Below are 21,504 nucleotides of genomic sequence, written 5' to 3' on the forward strand. Positions count from 1 at the left end.
AAGAAAGAACTTTACAGAATAAAGTTCTTGGCCCATTCTCGCTTTCAACAGGCAGGGAGAGACGCCATGACCCGCGACCAGGTTCAATCCGTTCACGACGACATCGCCTATATGAAGGCCCTCGCCCAGGAGGGACGGCAGGCGCCGCTTCTGGGCGGATCGGTGCTGGTCGCCGCGGCCGTAATCTTCGGGGTCGCCACGGTCGGCCAGTGGATGATGGCGCTGGGTCGCATCCCCAACGGCGGCTGGGAAAGCCTGTCGCTGTGGCTGGGTGCAGCCGCAGTATTCGTGATCGCTCTGGTCGTGCTCATCCGCCGCATCGAAAGCGCCTGCGGCGGCGCCAGCGCCATGAACCGGTCGGTCGGCGCGGCCTGGTCGGCCATCGGCTACGGCATCTTCGTCACCTGGACGGCCCTGATGGTCTTCGGCTGGCGCACCGGCGACTGGGGCGTGATGGCCCTGATGCCGACGGTGGTCATGGGCGCCTACGGTTCGGCCTGGATGGTAGTGGCCGCCATCAGCCGCAAGGCCTGGCTCAACGTCGTGGGCCTGATCTCTTACGCCGGCGCCGTGGTGCTTGCCGGACTGGGCGATCCCCTGCTCATCTATCCGGTCTATCTGGTCCTGCTGATCGCCGTCGCCCTCGCGCCCGGACTGATCCTGGTGCGCGGCGCAACGAAGAAGGCGGGCTGAGATGAACGTCGAGGACGAGACCTCGAACTTCGACATCGCCTGCATCGACGAGGTGATCCACGGCCGGGTGCGCCTGGGGATCATGGCCTATCTGTCCGGGGTGGAGAGCGCCGACTTCAGCGAACTGAAGGCGCGGCTGCAGACGACGGACGGCAATCTGTCGGTGCATTTGCGCAAGCTGGAGGAGGCGGGCTTCGTCGCCGTGTCCAAGAGCTTTCAGGGCCGCAAGCCCCTGACGCGGGCCAGCATGACAGAGATAGGCCGCGACGCCTTCCTTACCTATCTGGACGCCATGTCGGCCCTGGTGGCGGGGCGTTAGGCGACTGGCGTCGTTCGAGGAACAGTCTAAGGAAGGCGGTCATGAGCGACCGCCTTTCGCCGTTCGAGGCCATCGACAACTTCCGCGACTATGGCGGCTACGCCGTGGATGACTGTCTTCTGGCGCGCGGGCGGCTGTATCGTTCGGCGCATCAGGCGCGGGCGACGCAGGCGGACGTGGCGCAACTGGAGACGCTGAAGCTGGCTGCCGTGGTCGACCTGCGTCGGCCCAGCGAGCGCCGCGCCCAACCTTCGCGCCGTCCGGTCGGCTGGGCCGGGACGCTGATCGAAAGCGACCATGACGACGGCGGCGAGGCGCCGCACCTGACTTTTCTGAAGACCGCCGACCTGACCGAGGCGTCCGGTCGCGCCTTCATGACCGAGACCTATCGCCGCCTGCCCTTCGAAGCGGCTCATGTCGACCTGTTCGGCCGCTACTTCCGCCTGTTGGCCGAGGTCGAGGGGCCGGTGCTGATCCACTGCGCGGCGGGCAAGGACCGGACCGGCCTGCTGGCGGCCTTGACCCACAGCCTGCTGGGCGTATCGCGCGACGATCTGATGGCCGACTACCTGCTGACCAATCAGGCTGTGAGACTGGACGAGCGGGCCGAGGAGATGGCGCGCAAGCTGACCGCCTTCACCGGCCGCATGGCTTCGCACGGGGCCGTCGTCGCCTTTCTCGGGGTGGAGGGCGGCTATCTGCACGCCGCCTTCACCGCCATCGAGATGCGGCACGGCTCGATCCGCGCCTATCTGGATCAGGCTCTGGGCGTGGATGCGGACCGGGCCGATCGTATACGGGCGCGGCTGTGTCGCTGAAAGCTCTGCAGATCGAGCCGTGCGGCTGGGTCGATCCGCTGGCTGTCGCGGCGGGGTTGAACCGGCGCGAGGGCGCGCTGGCGCTGATCGCCGGGGCGGGGGATCCCGCCGCGCACGGCGGGAGGCTGTCTTTTGTCGCCTGCGAGCCGGATCTGAGCGTGGCGGGGCGGGCGGATGACGCGGCCCTGTTCCAGGCTCTGCGTGATCCGAGCTTTGCGGGAGGCGGCGTTGTCGGGTTGATGAGCTATGACGCCGGCGCGCGTTCCGCGACGGGCGAGCGGAGCGGGGCCTGGCCGGACTTGATGCTGGCCCGCTATCCGGCCGTGCTGGCCTTCGATCATCAGAAAAAGGTCGTCCACGCCGTGGGGCGCGGGCGCACGGCGGCGGAGGCGCGTGAGCAGGTCCGCCGGGCGGCGGGATGGCTGACGCTGGCCGAAGCGCCCGATGCGCCGTCCGCGCCCGCATCCGCCTTTGACGGCGAGGCGCCGCCTGAGGTCTATGAGGCGGCGGTGGCGGACGTCGTGGCGCGTATCGCGGCCGGCGAGCTGTTCCAGGCCAATATCGCTCGCGCCTGGTCCGGGCGGCTGGAGGCCGGGCGAGACCCGTTCGACGTCTTTCTTCGGCTATCGGCGGCGCGCGGCGCGGCCTACGGCGCCTTCTGGCGGTTAGGCGGGCGGGCCATCGTGTCGAACTCGCCCGAATTGTTCCTGACTTTTGACGGCGTCGATGGGCGGATGGAAACCCGGCCGATCAAGGGGACGCGTCCGCGTGATCCCGATCCGGCCATCGACGCCGTCTTGGCCGCTGAACTGGCCGCCAGCGCCAAGGATCGGGCCGAGAACCTGATGATTGTCGATCTGATGCGGAATGATCTGGCGCGGGCGGCGCGACCGGGCTCGGTCAGGGTCGAGCGCCTGTTCGAGGTCGAGCGTCATCCGACCGTGCATCATCTGGTCTCGACGGTCAGCGCCCAGGCGGCGGACGGTTTCGGCCCGGCCGACGTGCTGGAAGCCGCCTTTCCGCCCGGCTCCATCACCGGGGCCCCCAAGCATCAGGCCATGAAGGTGATCGCGGGCCATGAGCCGCCGCGCGGGCCGTGGTGCGGCTCCCTGTTCGGCCTGGGGCTGGACGGTGATCAGGCGCTGACGGCGTCTGTGCTGATCCGGACGGCGGCCTTTGTGCAGGATGCGGCGGGCTGGGGCTGGCGCGCCCAGGCCGGCGCGGGCATCGTCGCCGACAGCGACCCGCACGCCGAGCGGCTGGAGACCGAGGCCAAGATCCTGGCGCTGAAGGAGGCTCTGGTCGGTTAGGTCAGCAGTCGGTGCAGACGACGCGATCGACGGTTCGCGGGCGCAAGAAGTAACGGCGAGACAGCGTGACCGGTTTGGGCAGGACCGCGGCGAAGGGCGATTGATAGACGTATTCCGTCTCGCCCATGATGATGGTCTGTTCCTTCTCGACCACGTCGGACGGCAGGTCGCTGATCGGATCGTCGCGTTGGAGCGGGGCCAGCGCCTTGCCGTTGCCGTGGCTCCATTCCACCGTCGCTTTGCCGTTGGCGTCGACGGCGATGCTGGAGGCCCGGACCGATAGCTCGCTGGCGGGGAAGGGGCGCATGATCAGTCCGCCGACCGCAAAGACCGCGTCGATGCCTGCGCGGCTGGTCCGCTCGCTCTGGGCGATCAGATCGGACACGACCGAGGCGGCGTGGCTGGCGCGGCGCTGGGCCATGAAGCCCTGGCTGAACTCGACCAGGCCGAAATAGAGCAGAATCATGATCGGCGCGATCAGGGCGAATTCGATCGCTGTCGCGCCTCCCTGGTCGCGAGGCAGACGCCTTAGGGGGGTGAAGCGCGGGCGCCGGCTCATTGGTAGGGCTCGTTGCGGAAAGCCAGGGTGGTCGTCAGCATCACTCGGTTATCCTTGGTGCGCGATACGGCCTGGGCGATCACCGGGGTGAAGATCGGTTGTTCGTACCAGATGCGCACCAGAACCCGCTCGCCCGGCGCGCCGGGTTCGAAGCCGAGCTGGCTGGAGTCGAACCGCGCGCCGCTCATCGGGTCAGGCGGCTGCTTGTTCGGATCGTTGAGCGAAAAATCGTCGATGACGCGCACATCGATGAAGGCGCGGCTGCCGCAGTTGCTGGAGAAAAAGCCCATTTCAGAGCAGAAGTGGGTCTTGAACTGTTCCGGCGTCAGCTTCTCTTCCTGGGCCTGGCCGGTGCGGATCTGCCGCGCAGCGTCCGAGGCGGCCGTCTCGACCAGGGCGTCGACCAGCAGCATCAGGCCGATCTCCAGAATGCCGAAGAGCAGCAGGAAGAACGGGATCGCAACCAGCCCGAACTCGATCGCCGTCGAGCCTTCGCGTCGATCCCGAGCCTGGCGGCGCGTTGACAAGGCCGGGCCTATGAGCCGCGCCCGGCGGGGGCGCAAGCCGTGCCGCAGGTCACTTCGGTCGCCTCGCGGCCGCGCCAGACTCGTACGGCGCCGGTCCCGGCCGGGGCCACCACGACCTGGCGCTGGAACAGGGGCCGACCCAGGGCGTCGACGGCGATGATCTCGGTCACGCCGTAATCCTTGCCGGTGATGAACAGGGTCCGGGCGTCCGTCACCGCCACGTCGGCGATACCGGGGTTGGCCACGATGACCGATCCGGCGGCTGCGCTCAGATTGACGCGCGTCGCCTGATGAATTCGAACCTCCAGCGGCCGCTCCTGCGCCGATGCCGGCGCTGCGCCCAGCGCGATCGGCAAGGCGACGAACAGGGTGCGGATCAGGCTTGCGCCCTTGGGCTTGGCCGATGCCGGCATGTCGGGGCCTCCGGAGTCAAAGGAACCGGCGCGCGCGACGCCGCGCACGAAAGGTGCGACCCAAAGGTCAAGATTTCCTGAAATTCCAGAGAATGCCGGTCGGCAGGGACTTTTATAGTAAATATCAAAGTAACCATCATATTCATGCGGGAGGCTGGTAGATTTTACTCGTCCTTAATCCACGAGGCGGCATTGTCGTCATGCAAACGGGGGTCAAGCGGGCAAAGCCGGTGACCCTGAATGGTGGAACTGTTGCTCGCTTATAACAAAGGAAGACATCTCATGCGTAATTTCATCAATCGCTTCGCCAAAGACGAATCGGGCGCCACGGCCATTGAATACGGCCTGATCGCCGCCCTGATCTCGGTGGTCATCATCGGCGCGCTTGTCGCCATTGGCCCGAAGGTCAAAGGCATGTTCGACGGCGTGAACACCGAACTGGACAAGGCTGCTCCCGCTAAGAAAGGCTAAGACCTTATCCAGGTTTGGTTGCGACGGCCGGAGCGAAAGCTCCGGCCGTTTTCCTTTGACCGAGAGTCATCTTGCAGAACTTCACCAGGAAACTGAGTCTTAAAGACTTGAGGTCAGGCTGACGGCATGGACCAGCTTTCGCTTCTTCTCCTCGCCATTCTTCCGGTTCTCGCCGTCGTCGCGGCCCTGTACGATCTGACGACGATGAAGATTCCGAACTGGATCTCGATCGCCCTGGTGGTCGGCTTCTTTCCGACGGCGCTGGCGTTGGGATTGCCGTTGAGCGTGGTCGGGGTTTCGGCCGGGATGGCTGTGGCGGGCCTGTTCATCGGAGCGGGTATGTTCGCCCTGAACTGGATCGGCGGCGGCGACGCCAAGCTGTTGGCCGCGGCCACGCTGTGGATGGGCCTGTCGGGCACGTTGCACTTTTTGCTCTACACGGGCCTGGCGGGCGGGGCGTTCTGCATGCTGTTGCTGACGGCGCGCAGCCGTCTGCCCATTCTGGCCCAGACCGGGCCGGGCTGGATGATGCGGCTGATGCAGCCCAAGGGAGACATCCCTTATGGAGTCGCCATCGCCATCGGCGCGCTTCTGGCCTATCCGGCCAGTCCCGTGATGGCGGCCTTCATCGCCGGATGATCGATGTTCCCCAAGGGCTGTCCCGCTTAGGGACGCGTTAACCTCGATCCCTCATCATTGTTAACGGCAGGGGGCGATCCGCGCGGATCCGCGTCTGCCGGAGACCGTCGATGAAGCCCGCCAAAATCGCCGTCATCTGCATCGCCGCCCTGGCCGCCGTCGGCCTGGCGCTGGTGGTGCGCGCCATGGGGTCGCCCGGCCGCGAACCGGCCGCGTCCGTAGCGGCCGCCGTCGAGGCGCGGCCGATGGCCAAGGTGCTGGTCGCCGCGCGCGATCTGGAGCCGGGGCGCCGCCTGGCCGACGCCGACCTGAGCTGGAAGGACTGGCCGGTCGAGGAACTGAACCCCCTCTTCATCACCGACGGCTCGACCCCGCTTCCGGCCAAGCCTGAAGGCGCCGCCGCAGAGAACGCGGCGGTCGATGGCACGGCCAAGGACAAGCCGACCCGCGATGAGGCCCGCGCCCAGGCGGTTGATCGGGCCATGAAGGCCGCCGCCGAACTGAACGGCCCTGGCGCCAAGGCCGACTACATCGGCGCCGTGGTGCGCGAACCCATCCTGGCCGGAGAGCCCATCGTGGCGCGCAAGATCGTCCGCGCCGGGGACAGCGGCTACATGGCCGCCTATCTGGAGCCGGGCACGCGCGCCATGGCCATTCGCGTCACCGTCGAGACCGCCGCCGGCGGCTTCATCCTGCCCGGCGACCGGGTGGACGTGCTGATGACGCGCGAAATCAAGAACAACGACAGCGGCGCCGGGCCGCGCTTCACCACGGCGACCATCATGCGCAACATGAAGGTTCTGGCCATCGACCAGAGCACCCGCGCCGCCGAGGACGAGCAGGCCGTGGTCGGCGCCACAGCCACCTTGGCGGTCAGCGAGCGCGACGCCGAGTTACTGGCGCTGGCGCGGTCCGAGGGCGATCTGTCCTTGGTGCTGCGCTCCTATGCCGATACGGCGGGGCCTTCGGGTCATGTCCCCGGCGCCGTGCGACGCGGAGGCGAACGACAGGGCTCGGTGGTGAAGGTCTATCGCGGCGGCGGCGCGCCCCAGGACGTGGCGACGCCATGAGGATCTCCAGCATGAACCGCTTCGCCGCCGCCGCCTGCGTCGCCGTACTCGCCCTGAGCGGGGCGAGCGCGCCCATGGATCAGGCCGACGCCCAGACGACGCGCGCCGCGGTTACGGCGGGCTCGGCCCCGCAATTGGTCAACCTGCCGCGCGGCACCTCCTTCGCCGTCGATCTGCCCGCCGACGCAAGGGACATCATCATCTCCAATCCGCGCGTGGCCGAGGCCATGCTGCACACGCCGCGCCGCATCACCATGATCGGCCTGGAGGGCGGCGAGACGGACGCGGTCTTCCTGGACGCTTCGGGGCGCGCCATCCTGGCCTTGCGGGTACGGGTGGATGCGGGCGTCAGCGCCCTTCAGGATACGCTGAACCGCGTCGCGCCGGGCTCTAACCTGCAGGCCGAGGCGGTCAACGACAGCATCATCCTGACCGGGGTGGCCGCCAGCCCCGCCGACGCCGACCGCGCCGCCCAGGTGGCGCGCGCCTTCGTCACCGCGCCCGAGAAGGTCATGAACATGATCACGGTCGCCGGTTCGGACCAGGTGACGCTGAAGGTCCGCGTGGTCGAGGTGCAGCGCAATGTCGTCAAGCAACTGGGCTTTGACACCCAGGCCGTGATCGGCCGTGTCGGCGACACCCAGTGGCTGCTGGGCAACAACGCGACCTGGGGCGTCAACGGCTCCCTTCTGGGCGGGATCGCCGGGGGCATCGCCCGCGACACCACCAAGAACTTCCAGATGGAGGCGCCGTGCATCGGGCCGGGCTGGCCGGACGGCGCCATGTGTCCGGTCATCGTCGATGGCGGCCCGGGTGATCCCGTGAACTGGGAGACGGCCCAGCCGGGTACGGGGCCCGGCTCGGACGGCCTGAACAAGGGTTCGGCGACCCTGAAGGCGTTCGAGCGGGTCGGCCTGGTCCGCACCCTGGCCGAGCCCAATCTGACCTCGGTTAACGGCGAGGCCGCCAGTTTCCTGGCCGGCGGCGAGTTTCCGGTTCCCACGGGTCGTGATCGCGATGGTCAGATCGTGGTTCAGTACAAACCCTACGGCGTGGCGCTGGGCTTCCGGCCGGTGGTGCTTTCCGGCGGACGTATCAGTCTCCAGGTCAAGGTGGAGGTGTCGGAGTTGACGCCCAGCGGCGGCCTGACCATCGGCGCCGGCACGCCCTCTTCCGTCACCCTGCCAGGCCTGTCCGTGCGGCGCAGTGAAAACACCGTCGAGCTGCCCTCGGGCGGATCGATGATGATCGCAGGCCTGTTGCAGGAAAGCACGCGTCAGGCGGTGGATTCCTTGCCGGGCATGACCAACATCCCGGTGCTGGGCCAGTTGTTCCGATCGCGTGACTATCTGATGGGCGAGACCGAGCTGGTGGTCATCGTCGAACCCTACATCGTCACGCCGACGGCGCCGGGCCGGATGCAGACGCCGGCCGACGGCCTGCGCATCGCCCATGACGCCCAGACCATTTTCTTCGGCCAGTTGAACCAGGTCTACGGCTCGCCTGCGCCGACCGCCCAGGCGGGCGCCGGATGGCGTGGACCCGTCGGCTATGTGATCGAGTGAACGCCATGACCCGACCTGCCTCGCGTTTCCTTCCCCTGATCGCCCTGGCCCTGGGCGGGCTGGCGCTGTCGGCCTGCGTCGGCGGCCCGGCGAGTCTGGGCGGCGAGCCGCCCCTGACGCCGACATCGCGCTTCTCGCTCCAGGTCGAGCCGGGGCTGGAGCGTATCGCCCTGGCGGTTCACGAGACGGGCCTGTCCGGCAATCAGCGCGCGGCGCTGGGCGATCTGGTCAACCGCTTCGCTATGGAGGGCGCGCCTGTGCTGGTGATCGAGGCGCCATCGGGCGGCGACCCGGTGGCGAGCGAAGCGGCCTGGGGCGTCAAGGCGGCTCTGCACCAGGCGGGCGTGCCCGAGAACCGTATCAAGGTCGCGGCCTACGCCGCGCCGGACCCGCGTGCGCCGGTGCTGGTCGGCTTCGAGACGGTCCGCGCCGTGGTTCCGCAGTGCGGGACGCAGTGGGGCAATCTGGGCCGCAGCGGCGACAACCAGTCCGCTTCGAACTTCGGCTGCGCCGTCACCGCCAACCTGGCCGCCCAGATCGCCGACCCGCGCGACATTGTCGCGCCGCGCGGCATGACGCCGTCCGAAGCCGGGCGCCGCTCGGTCGTGTTCGACGCCTATCGCAAGGGCTCCGCCACCTCAGCGACGCGAGAGCCTTTGCTGTCGCAGATGCGCATCTCACAGGCCATTCAATGAGCAACCTGGCCAAGCCCCAAGCGCCGAGCGTGTTCGACGCCCTGGATGGTTTTGATCTGGACGACGAGTTTCTGGACCTTCGCAACGACCGGGGCGGCGCTGCTGCGTCTCCGGGGGCGGGATCTGCGGTTTCCATGAACACTGCGGCCCCGATGGCCGCTGAGGCGGTCCGGCCCGAGATCGAGCCGGCGCCGGTTGAACCCGCCGCGTCGCCCGTCGTGGACGCCGCGCCCGCGCCCCTGGCGACGTCGTCCGGCCTTAGCCCGATCGGCGCGACGGTCGAGGTCTCCATTCCGCGTATCGGGGTCCATGTCTTCGCCGAGCGCCAGGACACGGCCGCCGCCGCTGAACGCGCTGGCCAGGATCGCCGCATGGCGCGGGCGGCCACCCAGATCCGTCTCGGCGGCGTTCAGGCGGCCATCGAGGCCTATCAGGGCGAACCGACACCGCCCCTGGTCATCGTCGAAAGCCTGAAGGACGCGCAGAGCCTTCTGGCCGAGATCGACGCCCTGGCCCAGGTTTGCGACGCGGGCACCAAGGTGGTGATCATCGGCGCGGCCAACGACATCCTGTTGTATCGCGAACTGATGCGGCGCGGGGTCAGCGAGTACCTGGTCGCTCCGATTCAACCGCTGCAGCTCATCGCGGCTATCGGCGGCCTGTTCGCCGATCCGGCCCAGCCCTTCGTCGGGCGCACCATCGCCTTCGTCGGCGCGCGCGGCGGGGCGGGGGCCTCGGCCGTGGCGCACAACACCGCCTACGCCATGAGCGAGCGGATCGGCGTCAACACAGTCATCGTCGATTATGACCTGCCGTTCGGCACGGCGGGGCTGGATTTCAACCAGGATCCGCTGGGCGGCGTCGCTGACGCCCTGAAGCAGCCCGAGCGCCTGGACGCGACCCTGCTGGACCGGATGACGGTTCGCTGCACCGACAAGCTGAGCCTGTTTGCGGCGCCCGCGACCCTGGACGCCGATTGGGATTTCGGGCCCGAAGTCTTCGAGGAGGTGACGAGCCGCATCCGTTCCACGGCGCCCTTTGTCGTGCTGGACCTGCCGCACCTGTGGTCGGGCTGGATGCGTCGGGCGCTGATTTCGGCGGACGAGGTGGTGGTGGTGGCGACGCCGGATCTGGCCTCCCTGCGCAACGCCAAGAACATGATCGATCTGATCAGGCAGGGGCGACCGAACGACGCGCCGCCGCGTCTGGTGCTGAACCAGGTCGGCGTTCCCGGACGTCCCGAGATCCCGGTCAAGGATTTCGGCGCCGCGCTGGGCGTTCACCCCAGCCTGGTCATTCCCTTCGACGCCAAGGTCTTCGGCGCGGCCGCCAACAACGGCCAGATGATCGTGGACTCGGCGGCCAGAACCAAGGCGGCCGAGGCGTTCGAGACCCTGGCCCAGATCGTGTCCCATCGTGAACTGCCCACGACCGCCGGACAGGCGCGCGCCGCAAAGGGTTCGGCCGGGGGATCGTCCCTGTTCGCCGGCCTGTTCAGCAAGAAGCGCGGCTAGGTGTTCGGGAAACGGACAGCATCGGGAGCTCCGGTTGCGCCGCTGCGTCCGGCCGCTTCGCCAGAGCCGGACCTGGCCGCGGTCGCGGAACGGTCGTCGCACAGGGCGCTGGATCCCGTCGACGCCTTCCCGCCTGAGGAACTGGACCCGCTGACGCCGGCGACTCCCAAGCGGCCAGATCCGTTCGAGCACGCGCTGGGGCAGGGTGATCCGGTCGCGCGTCCGACGTCCGGCGGCGCGGGGCCGCGCGCCACGGCGGGGCTGGCCCAGCTGAAGAACGCCCAGGCCGTCGCCGAAATCGTGCGCGAGCAGAGCGACTATTATCACGCGACGAAGACGACCATCTTCAACGCCCTGATGAACACCATCGACCTGGCCCAGCTGGCCCAGCTGGATCAGAAGGCGGCGTCCGAGGAAATCCGCGACATCGTCGCCGAGCTGGTGGCGATCAAGAACGTCTCCATGTCGGTGGCCGAGCAGGAGCACCTGGTCCAGGACATCCTGAACGACGTCCTCGGTTACGGCCCGCTGGAGCCGCTGCTGGCGCGCGACGACATCGCCGACATCATGGTCAACGGGGCCGGGCGGGTCTTCATCGAAGTCGGCGGCAAGGTGCAACTGACCAATGTCCGTTTCCGCGACAACACCCAGCTGATGAACATCTGCCAGCGGATCGTGTCCCAGGTCGGCCGCCGCGTGGACGAGGCCAGCCCGATCTGCGACGCCCGCCTGCCCGACGGCAGCCGCGTCAACGTCATCGCCCCGCCGCTGGCCATCGACGGACCGACGCTGACGATCCGGAAGTTCAAGAAGGACAAGCTGACGATGCGCAATCTGGTGGAGTTCGCCTCCATCAGTCCCGAGGGGGCGCGCGTTCTGGGCGTCATCGGCGCGGCGCGATGCAATCTGGTCATCTCGGGCGGCACCGGCTCGGGTAAGACGACCCTGCTGAACACCCTGACGGCCTTCATCGACCCGACCGAGCGCGTCATCACCTGCGAGGACGCCGCCGAGCTGCAGTTGCAGCAGCCCCACGTCGTGCGGCTGGAGACCCGCCCGCCGAACCTGGAGGGGCAGGGCCAGATCACCATGCGCGACCTGGTGAAGAACTGCCTGCGGATGCGCCCCGAACGCATCATCGTCGGCGAGGTGCGCGGCCCCGAGGCCTTCGACCTGCTGCAGGCCATGAACACCGGCCACGACGGCTCGATGGGCACGCTGCACGCCAACAGCCCGCGTGAGGCGATCAGCCGTCTGGAATCCATGATCACCATGGGCGGCTACGGTCTGCCGTCCAAGACCATCCGCGAGATGATCGTCGGCTCGATCGACGTCATCGTTCAGGCCGCGCGCCTGCGCGACGGCAGCCGTCGCATCACCCACATCACCGAGGTGGTGGGGCTGGAAGGCGACGTCATCGTTACTCAGGATCTGTTCGTTTACGACATCACCGGTGAAGACACGCACGGCAAGATCACCGGCCGCCATCGTTCGACCGGCATCGCCCGTCCGCGCTTCTGGGACCGCGCCCGCTACTACGGGCTGGAACGCGAACTGGCCGAAGCTCTGGACGCGGCGGAGTAGGGCCGATGCTTCTTCCGATCCTCGCGGCGGTCCTGGCCTTCATCACCATCGGCGGCGTCGGCTGGGTGCTGGTCGGCGGCGACGACTCTTCGGGGCAGGCGGTCAAGCGCGCCAAGGGCCTGGCGGCCGGTCGGACCGAGGCCGTGGCGGCGGCCAAGCGCGCCGCGGCCGCCAATACGCCCGAAGCGCGCCGCAAGCAGATCATGGTCCAGCTGCGCGAAGTCGACCGGCGCGAGCGCAAGGCGCGGATGACCACCAGCGCAAAACTGAAGCAGGCGGGCCTGAGCCTGTCGATGCGGACCTTTGTCATCATCAGCGTGGTGATGGGGCTGAGCGGCTCGCTGCTGGCCTTTGTTCTGGGCGCCAACATCTTCATCGTGTTGGGCGTCGGCGTGGCCATGGGTCTGGGCGTGCCGCGCTGGATCGTGAACATGAAGGCCAAGGCGCGGATGAAGAAGTTCTCCCTGGCCTTCCCCGACGCCGTGGACGTTCTGGTGCGCGGCATCAAGACGGGTCTGCCCGTCCACGATTGTTTCAAGGTCATCGCGCGTGAAAGCCCCGAGCCGCTGGGCGGGGAATTCCGCCTGCTGGTCGAGGGCATGGGGGTGGGACTGACGCTCGCCGACGCGCTGGACAAGATGTATCAGCGCATGCCGACGCCAGAGCTGAAGTTCTTCGCCATCGTCATCGCCATCCAGCAGAAGTCGGGCGGCAACCTGGCCGAGGCGCTGAGCAATCTGACCTCGGTGTTGCGCGCCCGCCGGATGATGGGCGAAAAGATCAAGGCCATGTCGTCCGAAGCCGTGGCGTCGGCCGGCATCATCGGCTCCCTGCCGCCGGCGGTGATGATCATGGTGACGGTGACGAGCCCCAGCTACATGATGCTGCTGTTCACCGACGTTCGAGGTCATGTGATGCTGCTGGGCGCGGTGTTGTGGATGGCCACCGGCGTCTTCGTGATGAAGCGCATGATCAACTTCAAGTTCTGAGGGGGAAGTCCTGATCATGAACGCCTTCATGCGCTTCATCACAGACCCGCAGAACCTGCTGAGCATCGGCGTGGGCGTCGCCGTCTTCGCCAGCGTCCTGACCATGCTGGGCTCCTTCATCGGCGGCGGGGCGCGGCTGGACAAGCGGATGAAGGCGGTGGCCGAGCGTCGCGAGGAACTGCGCCGGCGTTCGCGTCAGGCCATGCGCGGCGGCGCGGGCGAGACGGGCAGCGGCCTGCGCCGCACGGACGACAGCTTCCGCAGTCGGGTCGTGGCGCGGCTGAATCTGGTGAAGCTGCTGGAAGACCCCAAGGTCGCCGAGAACATGATCCAGGCGGGTTTCCGTGGGCCGGGGCCGCTGAACACCTTCTACTTCTTCCGCTTTTCGCTGCCGTTCATCCTGATGGCGCTGACGGCCTTCTACCTGTTCGTCGTCATCAAGCCGGACCTGCCGGGCTTCACCCTGTTTTCCATCGTCATTCTGGCGGCGGGCGTGGGCTTCTATGCGCCGAACATCTATCTGAAAAATCTGATCGACAAGCGACGCCAGTCGATCGTGGCGGCCTTCCCCGATTCGCTGGACCTGCTGCTGATCTGCGTGGAGTCCGGCATGTCCATCGAGGCGGCGATCCAGAAGGTCAGCCAGGAGGTCGGCGGTCAGTCCATCGAACTGGCCGAGGAGCTGTCCCTGCTGTCGGCCGAGCTGAGCTATCTGCCCGAACGCCGACTGGCCTATGAGGGCATGGCCAAGCGGACTCAGCATCCGGGCATCCGCGCCGTGGCCACGGCCATGACCCAGGCCGAGACCTACGGCACGCCCCTGGGCTCGGCGCTGCGCGTCATGGCCAAGGAGAACCGCGACCTGCGTCTGGCGGCGGCCGAGAAGAAGGCGGCGGCCCTGCCGGCCCAGTTGACCGTGCCGATGATTCTGTTCTTCCTGCCGGTGCTGTTCGTCGTCATCCTGGGACCGGCGATCATCAACATCACCGATACGATCAAGGGCGGTTGACGTTCGGCGACGTCAGCCCTCTTCGGCGATCCGCTTCAGATTTTCACCGATTGTTTCATAGGCCGGGCGGATGCGCGCCCGATGCTTGTCATGGAATAGCTCGGCGCGCAGGCCCCTGAAGATGGTCCCGTGAGACAGGATGCAGCTGCCGCGCTCCAACTCGTCGATTTCATAGTAGCGCAGGGTGCGGAACAGGAAGCCGCGTCGTTCGGCCCACACCAGTTGGGCGTTCGGCTGCCATTCGCCCAACCGGGCCTCGATCCGACGCTCCCCCAGGTCCGGCAGGCGTTCGGTCAGGCGGATCGCCGCACCGAAACCGAGGACGCCTTCGATGTCCGTCTCGTGCGGGTTCCAGCGTCTCCATCCTGCAAAATCAGTCAGCACGTCCCAGATGCGTTCAGCCGGGGCGCGCACGCCGATGCGGTTCTCGATGCGGATCGTTTCCATGGCCGCATCCTGTGACACGGCTTTTGGGGTTTAGGAAGATGCGGAGGCGCCGGGCGTTTGTCCTTGGAGCGTTCGTCTCGCCGCGTATAAGTCCGGCGTCAACCGCAAGGAGCCGCCATGATCACCCGCATCCAGCCCGACAGCCGCATGAGCCAGGCCGTGGTCCACGGCCAGACCCTCTATCTGGCCGGACAGGTCGGCGAGCCGGGCGAGGACGTCGCCGCCCAGACGCGCACCGCTCTGGCCGAGGTCGAGGCGATCCTGGCCGAGTGCGGCAGCGACAAGACGAAGATCCTGTCGGCCCAGGTCTGGCTGGCCGACATCGCCGATTTCGAGGCGATGAACGCCGTCTGGGACGCCTGGGTCGATCCGGCCCATCCGCCCGCCCGCGCCACCTGCGAGGCCAAGCTGGCCACGCCCGACTACCTCGTCGAAGTCATCGTCGTGGCGGCGCGCTGACATGGCCCGCGTCATCTCCCCGGAAAGCGAGCTGGAGCGGTTCAAGGCGACCCGCGTCACCGCCCTTTACCGTCTCGACCTGATCGAGAAGGGCGCGCAACTGACCTATGACGACGGCACGCCGGTCGACATGGCGTCCGAGGCGCAACGGTTGAAGAATCAGGTCGCCGACATGGACAGCCGCATCGCCCGGCTGGAGGTGGCGGGCGAAGGGTGAGCCTGGACGGCGTCCGAGGCTTCACGCTCGCGTCAGCCGCAGATCCTGATAGTCGTAGCTGAAGTCGATGTCGGGCGAGACGCCCTTGACCGTGGCGGTCGCGGGTTTGGCCGTGCCGATGCTGAAGGTTATGAAGGCGTCTTCCTCGCGCTTGTCGGGGAAGCGGGTGCGGAAGGTCTCGCCGTCGTAGGGCTCCAGCCAGCCCTGCAGCGCCGGGGTGTGGGTGAAGCGTAGCCACAGGCCTGACTTGCGGTTGCGGCCGCGCCCTTCCGTCTTCGGCTCGATAACGATGTCGCCGTACCAGGGATCGCGCCAGGTTCCGGCGTAGGCCTCCAGCGGCATGGACGGGGCCGCGCCCGCCGTCTGTTTGGCGTCGATCTCGACGGCGGCCTTCAGCGACTTCTCGGTTCCTTCGGCCTCAATCCGTTTGGAATCGGCGATCCAGTCGACGTCGACCTTGTTCATGGCGATGTCCGACAGGCCCGATCGCAGGGCGCGCAGCAGGAAGCTCTCTTCGGCGTTGGTGAAGACGCTGAAACCGATCTTGCGGCCGGGGATCAGCACCGTGGCCGAGATGCCGCCGGGCGAGCCGCCGCCGTGGGTGGCCAGCCGCTCGCCGCGATAGTCCTGCACCTGCAGACCCATGGCGTAGGTCGAGGCCACGGCCCGGTTCGGCAGGGCCGCCGTCGGCCCGTTGGACGAGGAGACCACGATGTTCGGTTTGTACATCTCGCGCGCGGCGGCTTCGGAGAACAGGCGCGAGCCGTCGGCCAGCTTGCCGTCGTTCAGGCGCACGGCGATCCATTTGGCCCAGTCGTGGGCGCTGGCGCAGATGCCGCCCGCCGCCGCCGCCGAATCCCAGTTCCACACCTCGACGATGGACTCCGCGATCTGGGTCATCGCGCCTTGATAACGCAGGGGCGGGCCGACGCGGCCGTGGGGTAGGGCGGACTTCTTCGGATCGGCCAGGCGGGCCAGCGGTACGCTCTCGCTCATGCCCAGGCGGTCGAAGATGCGGGTCTGGACGAAGTCCTCCCAGGACAGGCCCGAGACCTTTTCGATTACCGCGCCCGCCACCACGAACATCAGGTTGCAGTAGTGGTAGTCCTCGCGGAAGCCGTCCTCGATCGGCACGAAGGCGGCCTGCGCCAAGACCTCGGCGCGCGTCCGGTCGCTGTTGGGCCAGAACAGCAGGTCGCCGGCGCCCAGGCCGAAACCGGCGCGATGGCTCAGGGTGTCGCGCACGGTGATGCGCTCGCCCACCATCGGGTCCGACAGGGTGAAGCCGGGCAGATAGGTGCGGATCGGCTCGTCCCACTTCACCTTGCCCTCATCGACCAGGATGGCCAGGCAGGCGGCGGTGACGTTCTTGGAGTTCGACGCGATGGCGAACAGGGTGTGTTCGTCGGCGGGTTCATTTTTGCCCTGACGGCGCACGCCGTAGCCCTTGGCCAGCACCGTCTTGCCGTCGCGCACCAGGGCCAGGGAGACGGCGGGCTGGTCCGGCCAGGCGGCCATGCACCGCTGCACCCAGGCGTCGGCGGCGGCGGCGATCTCCTCATCCGTGCGCGTGTCCGCGCTGGTCTGCGCCCAGCCGGTAGCGGGCAGGGCCGCGCCGGAAGCGGCGACGGCGGAAGAGATCAGCGCGGCGCGGCGCGACAGGCGGATGGACATCAAGGACGCTCCCGAAGACTGAACGGCGACGCTAGCGCCGCCGCTTCGTCGGGCCAAGGGGCGTCGCGCGCCCTACGCCGCCAGCCGCCACCTTTGCAGATGCTCCAGCACGTCCGCCACGATCTGGGCGCGGGTGAAGCCGGTCACGTCGCGCGGACGCATGCCGTCCCCGGTCACGGCGCTGAGCCGCCACTCCAGCGCGCGACGGTTCTCGGGGGCCTCTAGCGCGGTCAGGGCGGGCAGGGGCCGCGAGCGGGCGCCTAGGCGATACAGGAAGTCCCGCCCGTTGGCGTGCTCGACCCTCAGCCAGACGCCGTTGTCGTCGCTCTGAACCTCGCTGTTCTCCAGCCCTTCGGCGGCGACGGCGGCGCGCACCTCTTCCAGCGCCGGGGCGCCGTGGCGGGCGATCTGGCGGTCGATGTCGCGGCGGCTGGCGGGGGCCAGGATGCGCTTGAGCTGTTCGCGCAGCGGCGGGGCCTCGGTCTCGACGGCCTCGCCCCTCAGGTCGGCGTTCATCTGTCGCGCCAGACCGAAACAGGCCAGGATCATGATGACCGCGAAGGGCAGGGCCGCCACCAGGGTCGCCGCCTGTAATGCGCCCAGCCCCCCGGCCAGCAGCAGCAGGGCCGCGGCCAACCCCTCCATCGCGCACCAGTAGACCCGCTGCCAGCGCGGCGTGTCCTCCGCCCCGCCAGAAGCCAGGGTGTCGATGACCAGCGAGCCTGAATCCGCCGAGGTGACGAAGAAGACCGCCACCAGGGCGATGGCCAGGATCGAGGTGATCGCCGTCCCCGGCAGATACTCAAGGAAGCGGAACAGGGCTGTCGACAGGTCCGCCTGCACCGCCTCGGAAATGGTCCCGGCCGCGATGCCGAGGTCCAAGCTCATGGCCGAATTGCCGAAGACCGTCATCCACAGGAAGGTGAAGCCTGTCGGCACCAGCAACACGCCGATCAGGAACTCCCGCACGGTGCGCCCGCGCGAGATACGAGCGATGAACATGCCCACGAACGGCGACCAGGCGATCCACCACGCCCAGTAGAACAGAGTCCAGTCCGCCATCCAGGCACGCGGCTCATAGGCGTAGAGGGTGAAGGTGCGGACGAAGAAATGATCCAGGTAGAGGCCGAAATTCTGCACATAGGCCCGCAGCAGGAACAGCGTCGGTCCCGCCACGAGCACGAACAGCATCAGACAGACGGCGATGACCAGGTTCAGCTCGGACAGTCGCCGCACCCCCTTGTCCACGCCCGTCAGGACCGAGATCGTCGCCGCTCCCATGACCACGGCGATCAGCCCGACCTGCATCATCACATTGCTGGGAAGGCCGAAGACGTAGTGCAGACCTGAGTTCATCTGCGCCACGCCCAGGCCCAGGGAGGTGGCGATGCCGAACAGGGTGCCGCAGATGGCGAAGATGTCGACCGCATCGCCGACCCACCCGTTCACCCGCTTGCCCAGCAGGGGATAGAGGCTGGAGCGCATGGTCAGCGGCAGGCCCTTGCGGTGGGCGAAATAGGCCAGGCTGAGGCCCACCACGGCGTAGATGGCCCAGGCGTGGACGCCCCAGTGGGTATAGGTGATGACCATGGCCTCGCGCGCGGCCGTCAGGGTGCCGGGTTGGGCCTCGGGCGGGGCGATGTAGTGCTGCACCGGCTCGGCCACGGCGAAATACATCAGGCCGATGCCCATGCCCGCTGCGAACAGCATGGCCAGCCATGAAACATAGGGGAAGTCCGGCTCGGCGTCGTCCGGTCCCAGCTTCAGCCGCCCGGTCGGTCCCACGGCCAGCACCGCCACGAACAGCAGGAATCCCGCCACGGAGGCCACGTAGAACCAGCCGAAGGTGTCGATCACCCAGGCCTGGGCGCGCCCGAACAGCAGGCCGGACGTGGCGGGCGCCGTCAGGGCGAGCAGCAAAAGCCCGCCTGCGATGGCGCTGGCCCCCCAGAAGACTCGAGGGTTCATTTTGGATGTCAGCATGGGCCCCCAACGCACGGCTACGCTTGGGGTTCCAAATCGAAGCCACAGACCCGCCTTCGGGATGAAAAAGATGTAACTCGGTTATACGTCGAGGCGCTGATATCGGCGACTGTGAAGGACGTTGAGGGACGTCCGTGCGAGGACGCCCAGCCATGACGAAATACAAGTTCGCGCCCCTGCTGGGGGTGGTTTTGGCCCTGCCTGCGACGGGCGTTCTGGCGCAGACGGCGCAGCCCGCCGTCGGCGCACAGCAGACCCAGAGCCCGCCGGCGCAGACCCCGCCCCAGAAGGCAGACAAGGACGATCAACCCGCGGCCGTGGGCGACGTCGTCGTCAGCGCCCGCGCCAACGATGTCCGCACCTCGATTGATTCGATCAGCTACAGCCTGGCCGATGATCTCCAGGCGGCGACCGGCACCCTGGCCGAGGCCCTGCGCAATGTGCCTTCCGTCGATGTCGATCCTCAGGGCAACGTCTCCCTGCGCGGCGATGGGAACGTCACCATCCTGGTCGATGGCCGTCCCTCGGCGATCCTGTCGGGCCCGAACCGCGCCGATGCGGTGCTGCAACTGCCGGCCGACCGCTACGCCCGCATCGAGGTGATGACCAATCCATCCGCCGCCTACAGTCCTGAGGGTTCCGGCGGTGTCATCAACCTGATCACCAAGCCGGTTCCTGCGGCGGTGGCCGCCGCCGCAGCTACGGGAGCGCCGGGCGCGACCGTGACGACCGGCTCGCTGCGCGCCAATGTCGGCGACAACGGGCGCTGGAACGTCGGCGCCAGCGGCTCGCGCCAGCGCGGCAAGCTGACCCTGACCGGCGATCTCAGCTATCGCCATGACGAGCAGAGCATGACTTTCGACCGCCTGCGCGAACAGCTCAACGCTTCGGGCGCGACCGTCGGCACGACCACGACGGCTCAGAGCATCGACTCGACCCAGGGTGGTTTCTTCGGCCGGGTGGCGGCTGAATACCGGCTGACCGACAAGACCATGCTGACCGGCGAGGCGCGCGCCAACCGTTTCGACGTCGACAGCGATGTGGGCGGCCTGTTCGAGACCCGCGACGGCTCGGGCGCCCTGACCCGCGCCTATAGCCGCGATGGCTCGGGCGGCTTCGCCATGGACGGATGGGGCGTTACCGGCCGGGTGCTGCACCAGTTTGACGCCTCGGGACATGAGTGGTCGAACGAGCTGCGCTACGACCGCAACGATCATGAGAACGACTCCCTGGCCGCCAACGTCTTCAGCGTCCCGACGGAGCCGACAGTGTATGAGGCCCAGCGCGGTCTGAATGCGCAGGAGACGATTGGCTTCACCAGCGCCTACACCCGGCCCATGGGCGAGGGCGCCAAGCTGCGCGCGGGTTATGAGTTGAACCTCACCCGGCCGGATCAGGAGAATGAGGTGCGGCGCGGGCCGTCCGAGAACGCCTTGGCCCTCGTGCCGTCGCAGAGCAATCGGTTCGAGGCGGAGCAGATCGTCCACGCCCTCTACGCCACCTATGAGCGCCCGTTCGGCGAGAAGCTGTCCGGCCAGTTCGGCCTGCGCCTGGAGCAGGCGGACATCGAGGTCGAGGATGTCACCAACGCCGTACGCGCGTCCCAGGACTACTTCCGCGCCTATCCGACCTTCCATCTTCAGTATCAGCTGACCGAGACGCAGACGCTGCGCGGCAGCTATTCGCGGCGCATCCAGCGGCCGCAGCCGTCGCAGCTGAATCCCTTCATCGTTTACGGCGATCCGCTGAACCTGCGCTCGGGCAATCCGGATCTGGAGCCGCAGGAGACCGACAGCTTCGAGGCCATGTGGCAGATGCGGCGTGGTCAGAGCTTCTATCAGGCCACGGCCTACTTCCGCGATACGACCAAGGCCTTCACCGACGTGGCGACGGACGTCGGCGGCGGCGTCCTGCTGACCCGGCCCGAAAATCTGGGCGCCCGGCGCGATCTGGGGGTCGAGCTGACCGCCAGCGGCCGCCTGCACCCGACCCTGCGCTACAACGCGAGCGTCAACGCCTTCCGTCAGGAGATCGACGCGGCCGGCATCCCCGGCGGCCGCGACCGCGAGGGCGAGATAGTGACCGGCCGCCTCAGCCTGAATTGGCAGGCTACGCCCAAGGACTTCGTCCAACTGATGGGCTTCTGGCAGGGTGATCAACTGCTGGCCCAGGGGACGCGGGAGAGCGGCGGCATGCTGAATTTCGGTTATCGTCGCAAGCTGAACGACACCCTGTCGTTGCAGTTTACCGCCCGCGATATCCTGAACTCCTTCGGCGGCGCCACCACCTACGACACGCCGCTGTTCCGCGAGCGTTTCGATCAGGATCTGAACCTGCGCGCCCTCTACCTGGGTCTGAGCTGGTCCTTCGGCGGTCCCCGTCGCCAGCCCGAACAGTTCGACTTCTCGACCGGCCCGTCCGGCGGCTGACCCTGTCGTCAAATCGGATTCCGACGCCCGTCGCCTGTCTTGGCGGCGGGCGTTTTTGTGCCCCTCTCTTGCGTGTCCTCCCGGCCACACCCACTTCCTTTGCGACAGCTCAAGGCGTCG

Annotated in this window: 22 protein-coding genes; 16 read left to right on the forward strand and 6 right to left on the reverse strand. The window is 67.7% G+C overall.

Going from position 1 to position 21,504, the window contains the following annotated elements; genetic code table 11:
• The first annotated feature begins 66 nt into the window (after window positions 1-66).
• The 4 genes from AC3A3G_RS10525 to AC3A3G_RS10540 are packed head-to-tail and all read left to right on the forward strand — an operon-like array spanning window position 67 to window position 3,140.
• Window positions 67-693: a hypothetical protein gene (locus AC3A3G_RS10525; protein ID WP_487488154.1), complete on the forward strand. Its 627-nt coding sequence runs from the start codon at window positions 67-69 to the stop codon at window positions 691-693.
• 1 nt (window position 694) lies between these two features.
• The gene (locus AC3A3G_RS10530) at window positions 695-1,012 is read left to right on the forward strand and encodes a winged helix-turn-helix domain-containing protein (protein ID WP_487488155.1); all 318 of its coding nucleotides are present in this window, start codon (window positions 695-697) and stop codon (window positions 1,010-1,012) included.
• Window positions 1,013-1,053: 41 nt separating this feature from the next.
• Complete coding sequence (locus AC3A3G_RS10535) at window positions 1,054-1,830, forward strand: tyrosine-protein phosphatase (RefSeq protein WP_412876726.1); 777 nt, start codon at window positions 1,054-1,056, stop codon at window positions 1,828-1,830.
• Window positions 1,827-3,140, forward strand: coding sequence for an anthranilate synthase component I family protein (locus AC3A3G_RS10540; protein WP_487488184.1), 1,314 nt, complete (start codon window positions 1,827-1,829; stop codon window positions 3,138-3,140). The genes AC3A3G_RS10535 and AC3A3G_RS10540 overlap by 4 nt, the downstream gene beginning before the upstream one ends.
• A 1-nt stretch (window position 3,141) precedes the next feature.
• Here the strand turns inward: AC3A3G_RS10540 and AC3A3G_RS10545 are convergent, their stop codons facing one another.
• Genes AC3A3G_RS10545 through AC3A3G_RS10555 form a run of 3 tightly spaced genes read right to left on the reverse strand, consistent with a single transcriptional unit; the run spans window position 3,142 to window position 4,639 of the window.
• Window positions 3,142-3,699 carry a TadE/TadG family type IV pilus assembly protein gene (locus tag AC3A3G_RS10545; RefSeq protein WP_200168535.1) on the reverse strand — a complete coding sequence of 186 codons (558 nt, stop codon included), beginning with the start codon at window positions 3,697-3,699 and terminating at the stop codon, window positions 3,142-3,144.
• Window positions 3,696-4,226, reverse strand: a complete 531-nt coding sequence (locus tag AC3A3G_RS10550; protein ID WP_200168534.1) for a TadE/TadG family type IV pilus assembly protein — start codon at window positions 4,224-4,226, stop codon at window positions 3,696-3,698. Before AC3A3G_RS10550 ends, AC3A3G_RS10545 begins: the two co-directional genes overlap by 4 nt.
• 8 nt (window positions 4,227-4,234) lie before the next feature.
• Window positions 4,235-4,639 (reverse strand): pilus assembly protein N-terminal domain-containing protein, encoded by a 405-nt coding sequence (locus tag AC3A3G_RS10555; RefSeq protein WP_200168533.1) that lies wholly within the window; start codon window positions 4,637-4,639, stop codon window positions 4,235-4,237.
• Between the two features lie 282 nt (window positions 4,640-4,921).
• Between AC3A3G_RS10555 and AC3A3G_RS10560 the strand changes: the two genes are divergently transcribed.
• The 9 genes from AC3A3G_RS10560 to AC3A3G_RS10600 all read left to right on the forward strand — a co-directional run bounded on the left by AC3A3G_RS10560 (window position 4,922) and on the right by AC3A3G_RS10600 (window position 14,175).
• Window positions 4,922-5,110, forward strand: coding sequence for a Flp family type IVb pilin (locus AC3A3G_RS10560; protein WP_200168549.1), 189 nt, complete (start codon window positions 4,922-4,924; stop codon window positions 5,108-5,110).
• A 126-nt stretch (window positions 5,111-5,236) separates the two neighbouring features.
• Window positions 5,237-5,749, forward strand: a complete 513-nt coding sequence (locus AC3A3G_RS10565; RefSeq protein ID WP_125899399.1) for an A24 family peptidase — start codon at window positions 5,237-5,239, stop codon at window positions 5,747-5,749.
• Between the two features lie 110 nt (window positions 5,750-5,859).
• Window positions 5,860-6,819 carry a Flp pilus assembly protein CpaB gene (cpaB, locus tag AC3A3G_RS10570; RefSeq protein WP_200168531.1) on the forward strand — a complete coding sequence of 320 codons (960 nt, stop codon included), beginning with the start codon at window positions 5,860-5,862 and terminating at the stop codon, window positions 6,817-6,819.
• Window positions 6,820-6,830: 11 nt separating this feature from the next.
• Complete coding sequence (locus AC3A3G_RS10575; RefSeq protein ID WP_418903805.1) at window positions 6,831-8,384, forward strand: type II and III secretion system protein family protein; 1,554 nt, start codon at window positions 6,831-6,833, stop codon at window positions 8,382-8,384.
• Window positions 8,385-8,389: 5 nt separating this feature from the next.
• Window positions 8,390-9,079, forward strand: coding sequence for a CpaD family pilus assembly protein (locus AC3A3G_RS10580; protein WP_125899396.1), 690 nt, complete (start codon window positions 8,390-8,392; stop codon window positions 9,077-9,079).
• On the forward strand, window positions 9,076-10,593 hold the full coding sequence (locus AC3A3G_RS10585) for a CpaE/TadZ family protein (protein ID WP_125899395.1): 1,518 nt from the start codon (window positions 9,076-9,078) through the stop codon (window positions 10,591-10,593). Before AC3A3G_RS10580 ends, AC3A3G_RS10585 begins: the two co-directional genes overlap by 4 nt.
• Window positions 10,594-12,177, forward strand: a complete 1,584-nt coding sequence (locus AC3A3G_RS10590) for a TadA family conjugal transfer-associated ATPase (protein WP_200168528.1) — start codon at window positions 10,594-10,596, stop codon at window positions 12,175-12,177.
• Between the two features lie 5 nt (window positions 12,178-12,182).
• Window positions 12,183-13,166: a type II secretion system F family protein gene (locus AC3A3G_RS10595; RefSeq protein WP_200168527.1), complete on the forward strand. Its 984-nt coding sequence runs from the start codon at window positions 12,183-12,185 to the stop codon at window positions 13,164-13,166.
• Window positions 13,167-13,182: 16 nt separating this feature from the next.
• Window positions 13,183-14,175, forward strand: a complete 993-nt coding sequence (locus AC3A3G_RS10600; RefSeq protein WP_487488156.1) for a type II secretion system F family protein — start codon at window positions 13,183-13,185, stop codon at window positions 14,173-14,175.
• A gap of 12 nt (window positions 14,176-14,187) precedes the next feature.
• Here AC3A3G_RS10600 and AC3A3G_RS10605 read toward each other — a convergent pair whose 3' ends face one another.
• Window positions 14,188-14,622: an SRPBCC domain-containing protein gene (locus AC3A3G_RS10605; protein WP_125899391.1), complete on the reverse strand. Its 435-nt coding sequence runs from the start codon at window positions 14,620-14,622 to the stop codon at window positions 14,188-14,190.
• A gap of 117 nt (window positions 14,623-14,739) precedes the next feature.
• Here AC3A3G_RS10605 and AC3A3G_RS10610 point away from each other — a divergent pair, with 117 nt between their 5' ends.
• Window positions 14,740-15,081, forward strand: coding sequence for a RidA family protein (locus AC3A3G_RS10610; protein WP_200168525.1), 342 nt, complete (start codon window positions 14,740-14,742; stop codon window positions 15,079-15,081).
• A 1-nt stretch (window position 15,082) separates the two neighbouring features.
• Window positions 15,083-15,298, forward strand: a complete 216-nt coding sequence (locus tag AC3A3G_RS10615) for a hypothetical protein (protein WP_487488157.1) — start codon at window positions 15,083-15,085, stop codon at window positions 15,296-15,298.
• Window positions 15,299-15,319: 21 nt separating this feature from the next.
• Here AC3A3G_RS10615 and AC3A3G_RS10620 read toward each other — a convergent pair whose 3' ends face one another.
• Both AC3A3G_RS10620 and AC3A3G_RS10625 read right to left on the reverse strand, forming a co-directional pair.
• Window positions 15,320-16,972, reverse strand: a complete 1,653-nt coding sequence (locus AC3A3G_RS10620; RefSeq protein ID WP_200168523.1) for a serine hydrolase — start codon at window positions 16,970-16,972, stop codon at window positions 15,320-15,322.
• A gap of 72 nt (window positions 16,973-17,044) precedes the next feature.
• Window positions 17,045-18,940 carry a BCCT family transporter gene (locus AC3A3G_RS10625; protein ID WP_234287996.1) on the reverse strand — a complete coding sequence of 632 codons (1,896 nt, stop codon included), beginning with the start codon at window positions 18,938-18,940 and terminating at the stop codon, window positions 17,045-17,047.
• A 167-nt stretch (window positions 18,941-19,107) separates the two neighbouring features.
• On the opposite strand from AC3A3G_RS10625, the gene AC3A3G_RS10630 reads away from it, so the two are divergent.
• Window positions 19,108-21,384 carry a TonB-dependent receptor domain-containing protein gene (locus AC3A3G_RS10630; protein WP_487488158.1) on the forward strand — a complete coding sequence of 759 codons (2,277 nt, stop codon included), beginning with the start codon at window positions 19,108-19,110 and terminating at the stop codon, window positions 21,382-21,384.
• Window positions 21,385-21,504: the final 120 nt, after the last annotated feature.

This window comes from Brevundimonas sp. Soil_N_31 (assembly GCF_057655995.1).

Excerpts from the sequence above, each read along its gene's own strand:
- AC3A3G_RS10585 (WP_125899395.1), top strand. The coding sequence starts at position 9,076 with ATGAGCAACCTGGCCAAGCCCCAAGCGCCGAGCGTGTTCGACGCCCTG.
- AC3A3G_RS10625 (WP_234287996.1), bottom strand. The coding sequence starts at position 18,940 with ATGAACCCTCGAGTCTTCTGGGGGGCCAGCGCCATCGCAGGCGGGCTT.
- cpaB (WP_200168531.1), top strand. The coding sequence starts at position 5,860 with ATGAAGCCCGCCAAAATCGCCGTCATCTGCATCGCCGCCCTGGCCGCC.
- AC3A3G_RS10530 (WP_487488155.1), top strand. The coding sequence starts at position 695 with ATGAACGTCGAGGACGAGACCTCGAACTTCGACATCGCCTGCATCGAC.
- AC3A3G_RS10575 (WP_418903805.1), top strand. The coding sequence starts at position 6,831 with ATGAACCGCTTCGCCGCCGCCGCCTGCGTCGCCGTACTCGCCCTGAGC.
- AC3A3G_RS10555 (WP_200168533.1), bottom strand. The coding sequence starts at position 4,639 with ATGCCGGCATCGGCCAAGCCCAAGGGCGCAAGCCTGATCCGCACCCTG.
- AC3A3G_RS10615 (WP_487488157.1), top strand. The coding sequence starts at position 15,083 with ATGGCCCGCGTCATCTCCCCGGAAAGCGAGCTGGAGCGGTTCAAGGCG.
- AC3A3G_RS10610 (WP_200168525.1), top strand. The coding sequence starts at position 14,740 with ATGATCACCCGCATCCAGCCCGACAGCCGCATGAGCCAGGCCGTGGTC.
- AC3A3G_RS10535 (WP_412876726.1), top strand. The coding sequence starts at position 1,054 with ATGAGCGACCGCCTTTCGCCGTTCGAGGCCATCGACAACTTCCGCGAC.
- AC3A3G_RS10630 (WP_487488158.1), top strand. The coding sequence starts at position 19,108 with ATGACGAAATACAAGTTCGCGCCCCTGCTGGGGGTGGTTTTGGCCCTG.
- AC3A3G_RS10545 (WP_200168535.1), bottom strand. The coding sequence starts at position 3,699 with ATGAGCCGGCGCCCGCGCTTCACCCCCCTAAGGCGTCTGCCTCGCGAC.
- AC3A3G_RS10525 (WP_487488154.1), top strand. The coding sequence starts at position 67 with ATGACCCGCGACCAGGTTCAATCCGTTCACGACGACATCGCCTATATG.
- AC3A3G_RS10560 (WP_200168549.1), top strand. The coding sequence starts at position 4,922 with ATGCGTAATTTCATCAATCGCTTCGCCAAAGACGAATCGGGCGCCACG.
- AC3A3G_RS10595 (WP_200168527.1), top strand. The coding sequence starts at position 12,183 with ATGCTTCTTCCGATCCTCGCGGCGGTCCTGGCCTTCATCACCATCGGC.
- AC3A3G_RS10580 (WP_125899396.1), top strand. The coding sequence starts at position 8,390 with ATGACCCGACCTGCCTCGCGTTTCCTTCCCCTGATCGCCCTGGCCCTG.
- AC3A3G_RS10565 (WP_125899399.1), top strand. The coding sequence starts at position 5,237 with ATGGACCAGCTTTCGCTTCTTCTCCTCGCCATTCTTCCGGTTCTCGCC.
- AC3A3G_RS10620 (WP_200168523.1), bottom strand. The coding sequence starts at position 16,972 with ATGTCCATCCGCCTGTCGCGCCGCGCCGCGCTGATCTCTTCCGCCGTC.
- AC3A3G_RS10600 (WP_487488156.1), top strand. The coding sequence starts at position 13,183 with ATGAACGCCTTCATGCGCTTCATCACAGACCCGCAGAACCTGCTGAGC.
- AC3A3G_RS10605 (WP_125899391.1), bottom strand. The coding sequence starts at position 14,622 with ATGGAAACGATCCGCATCGAGAACCGCATCGGCGTGCGCGCCCCGGCT.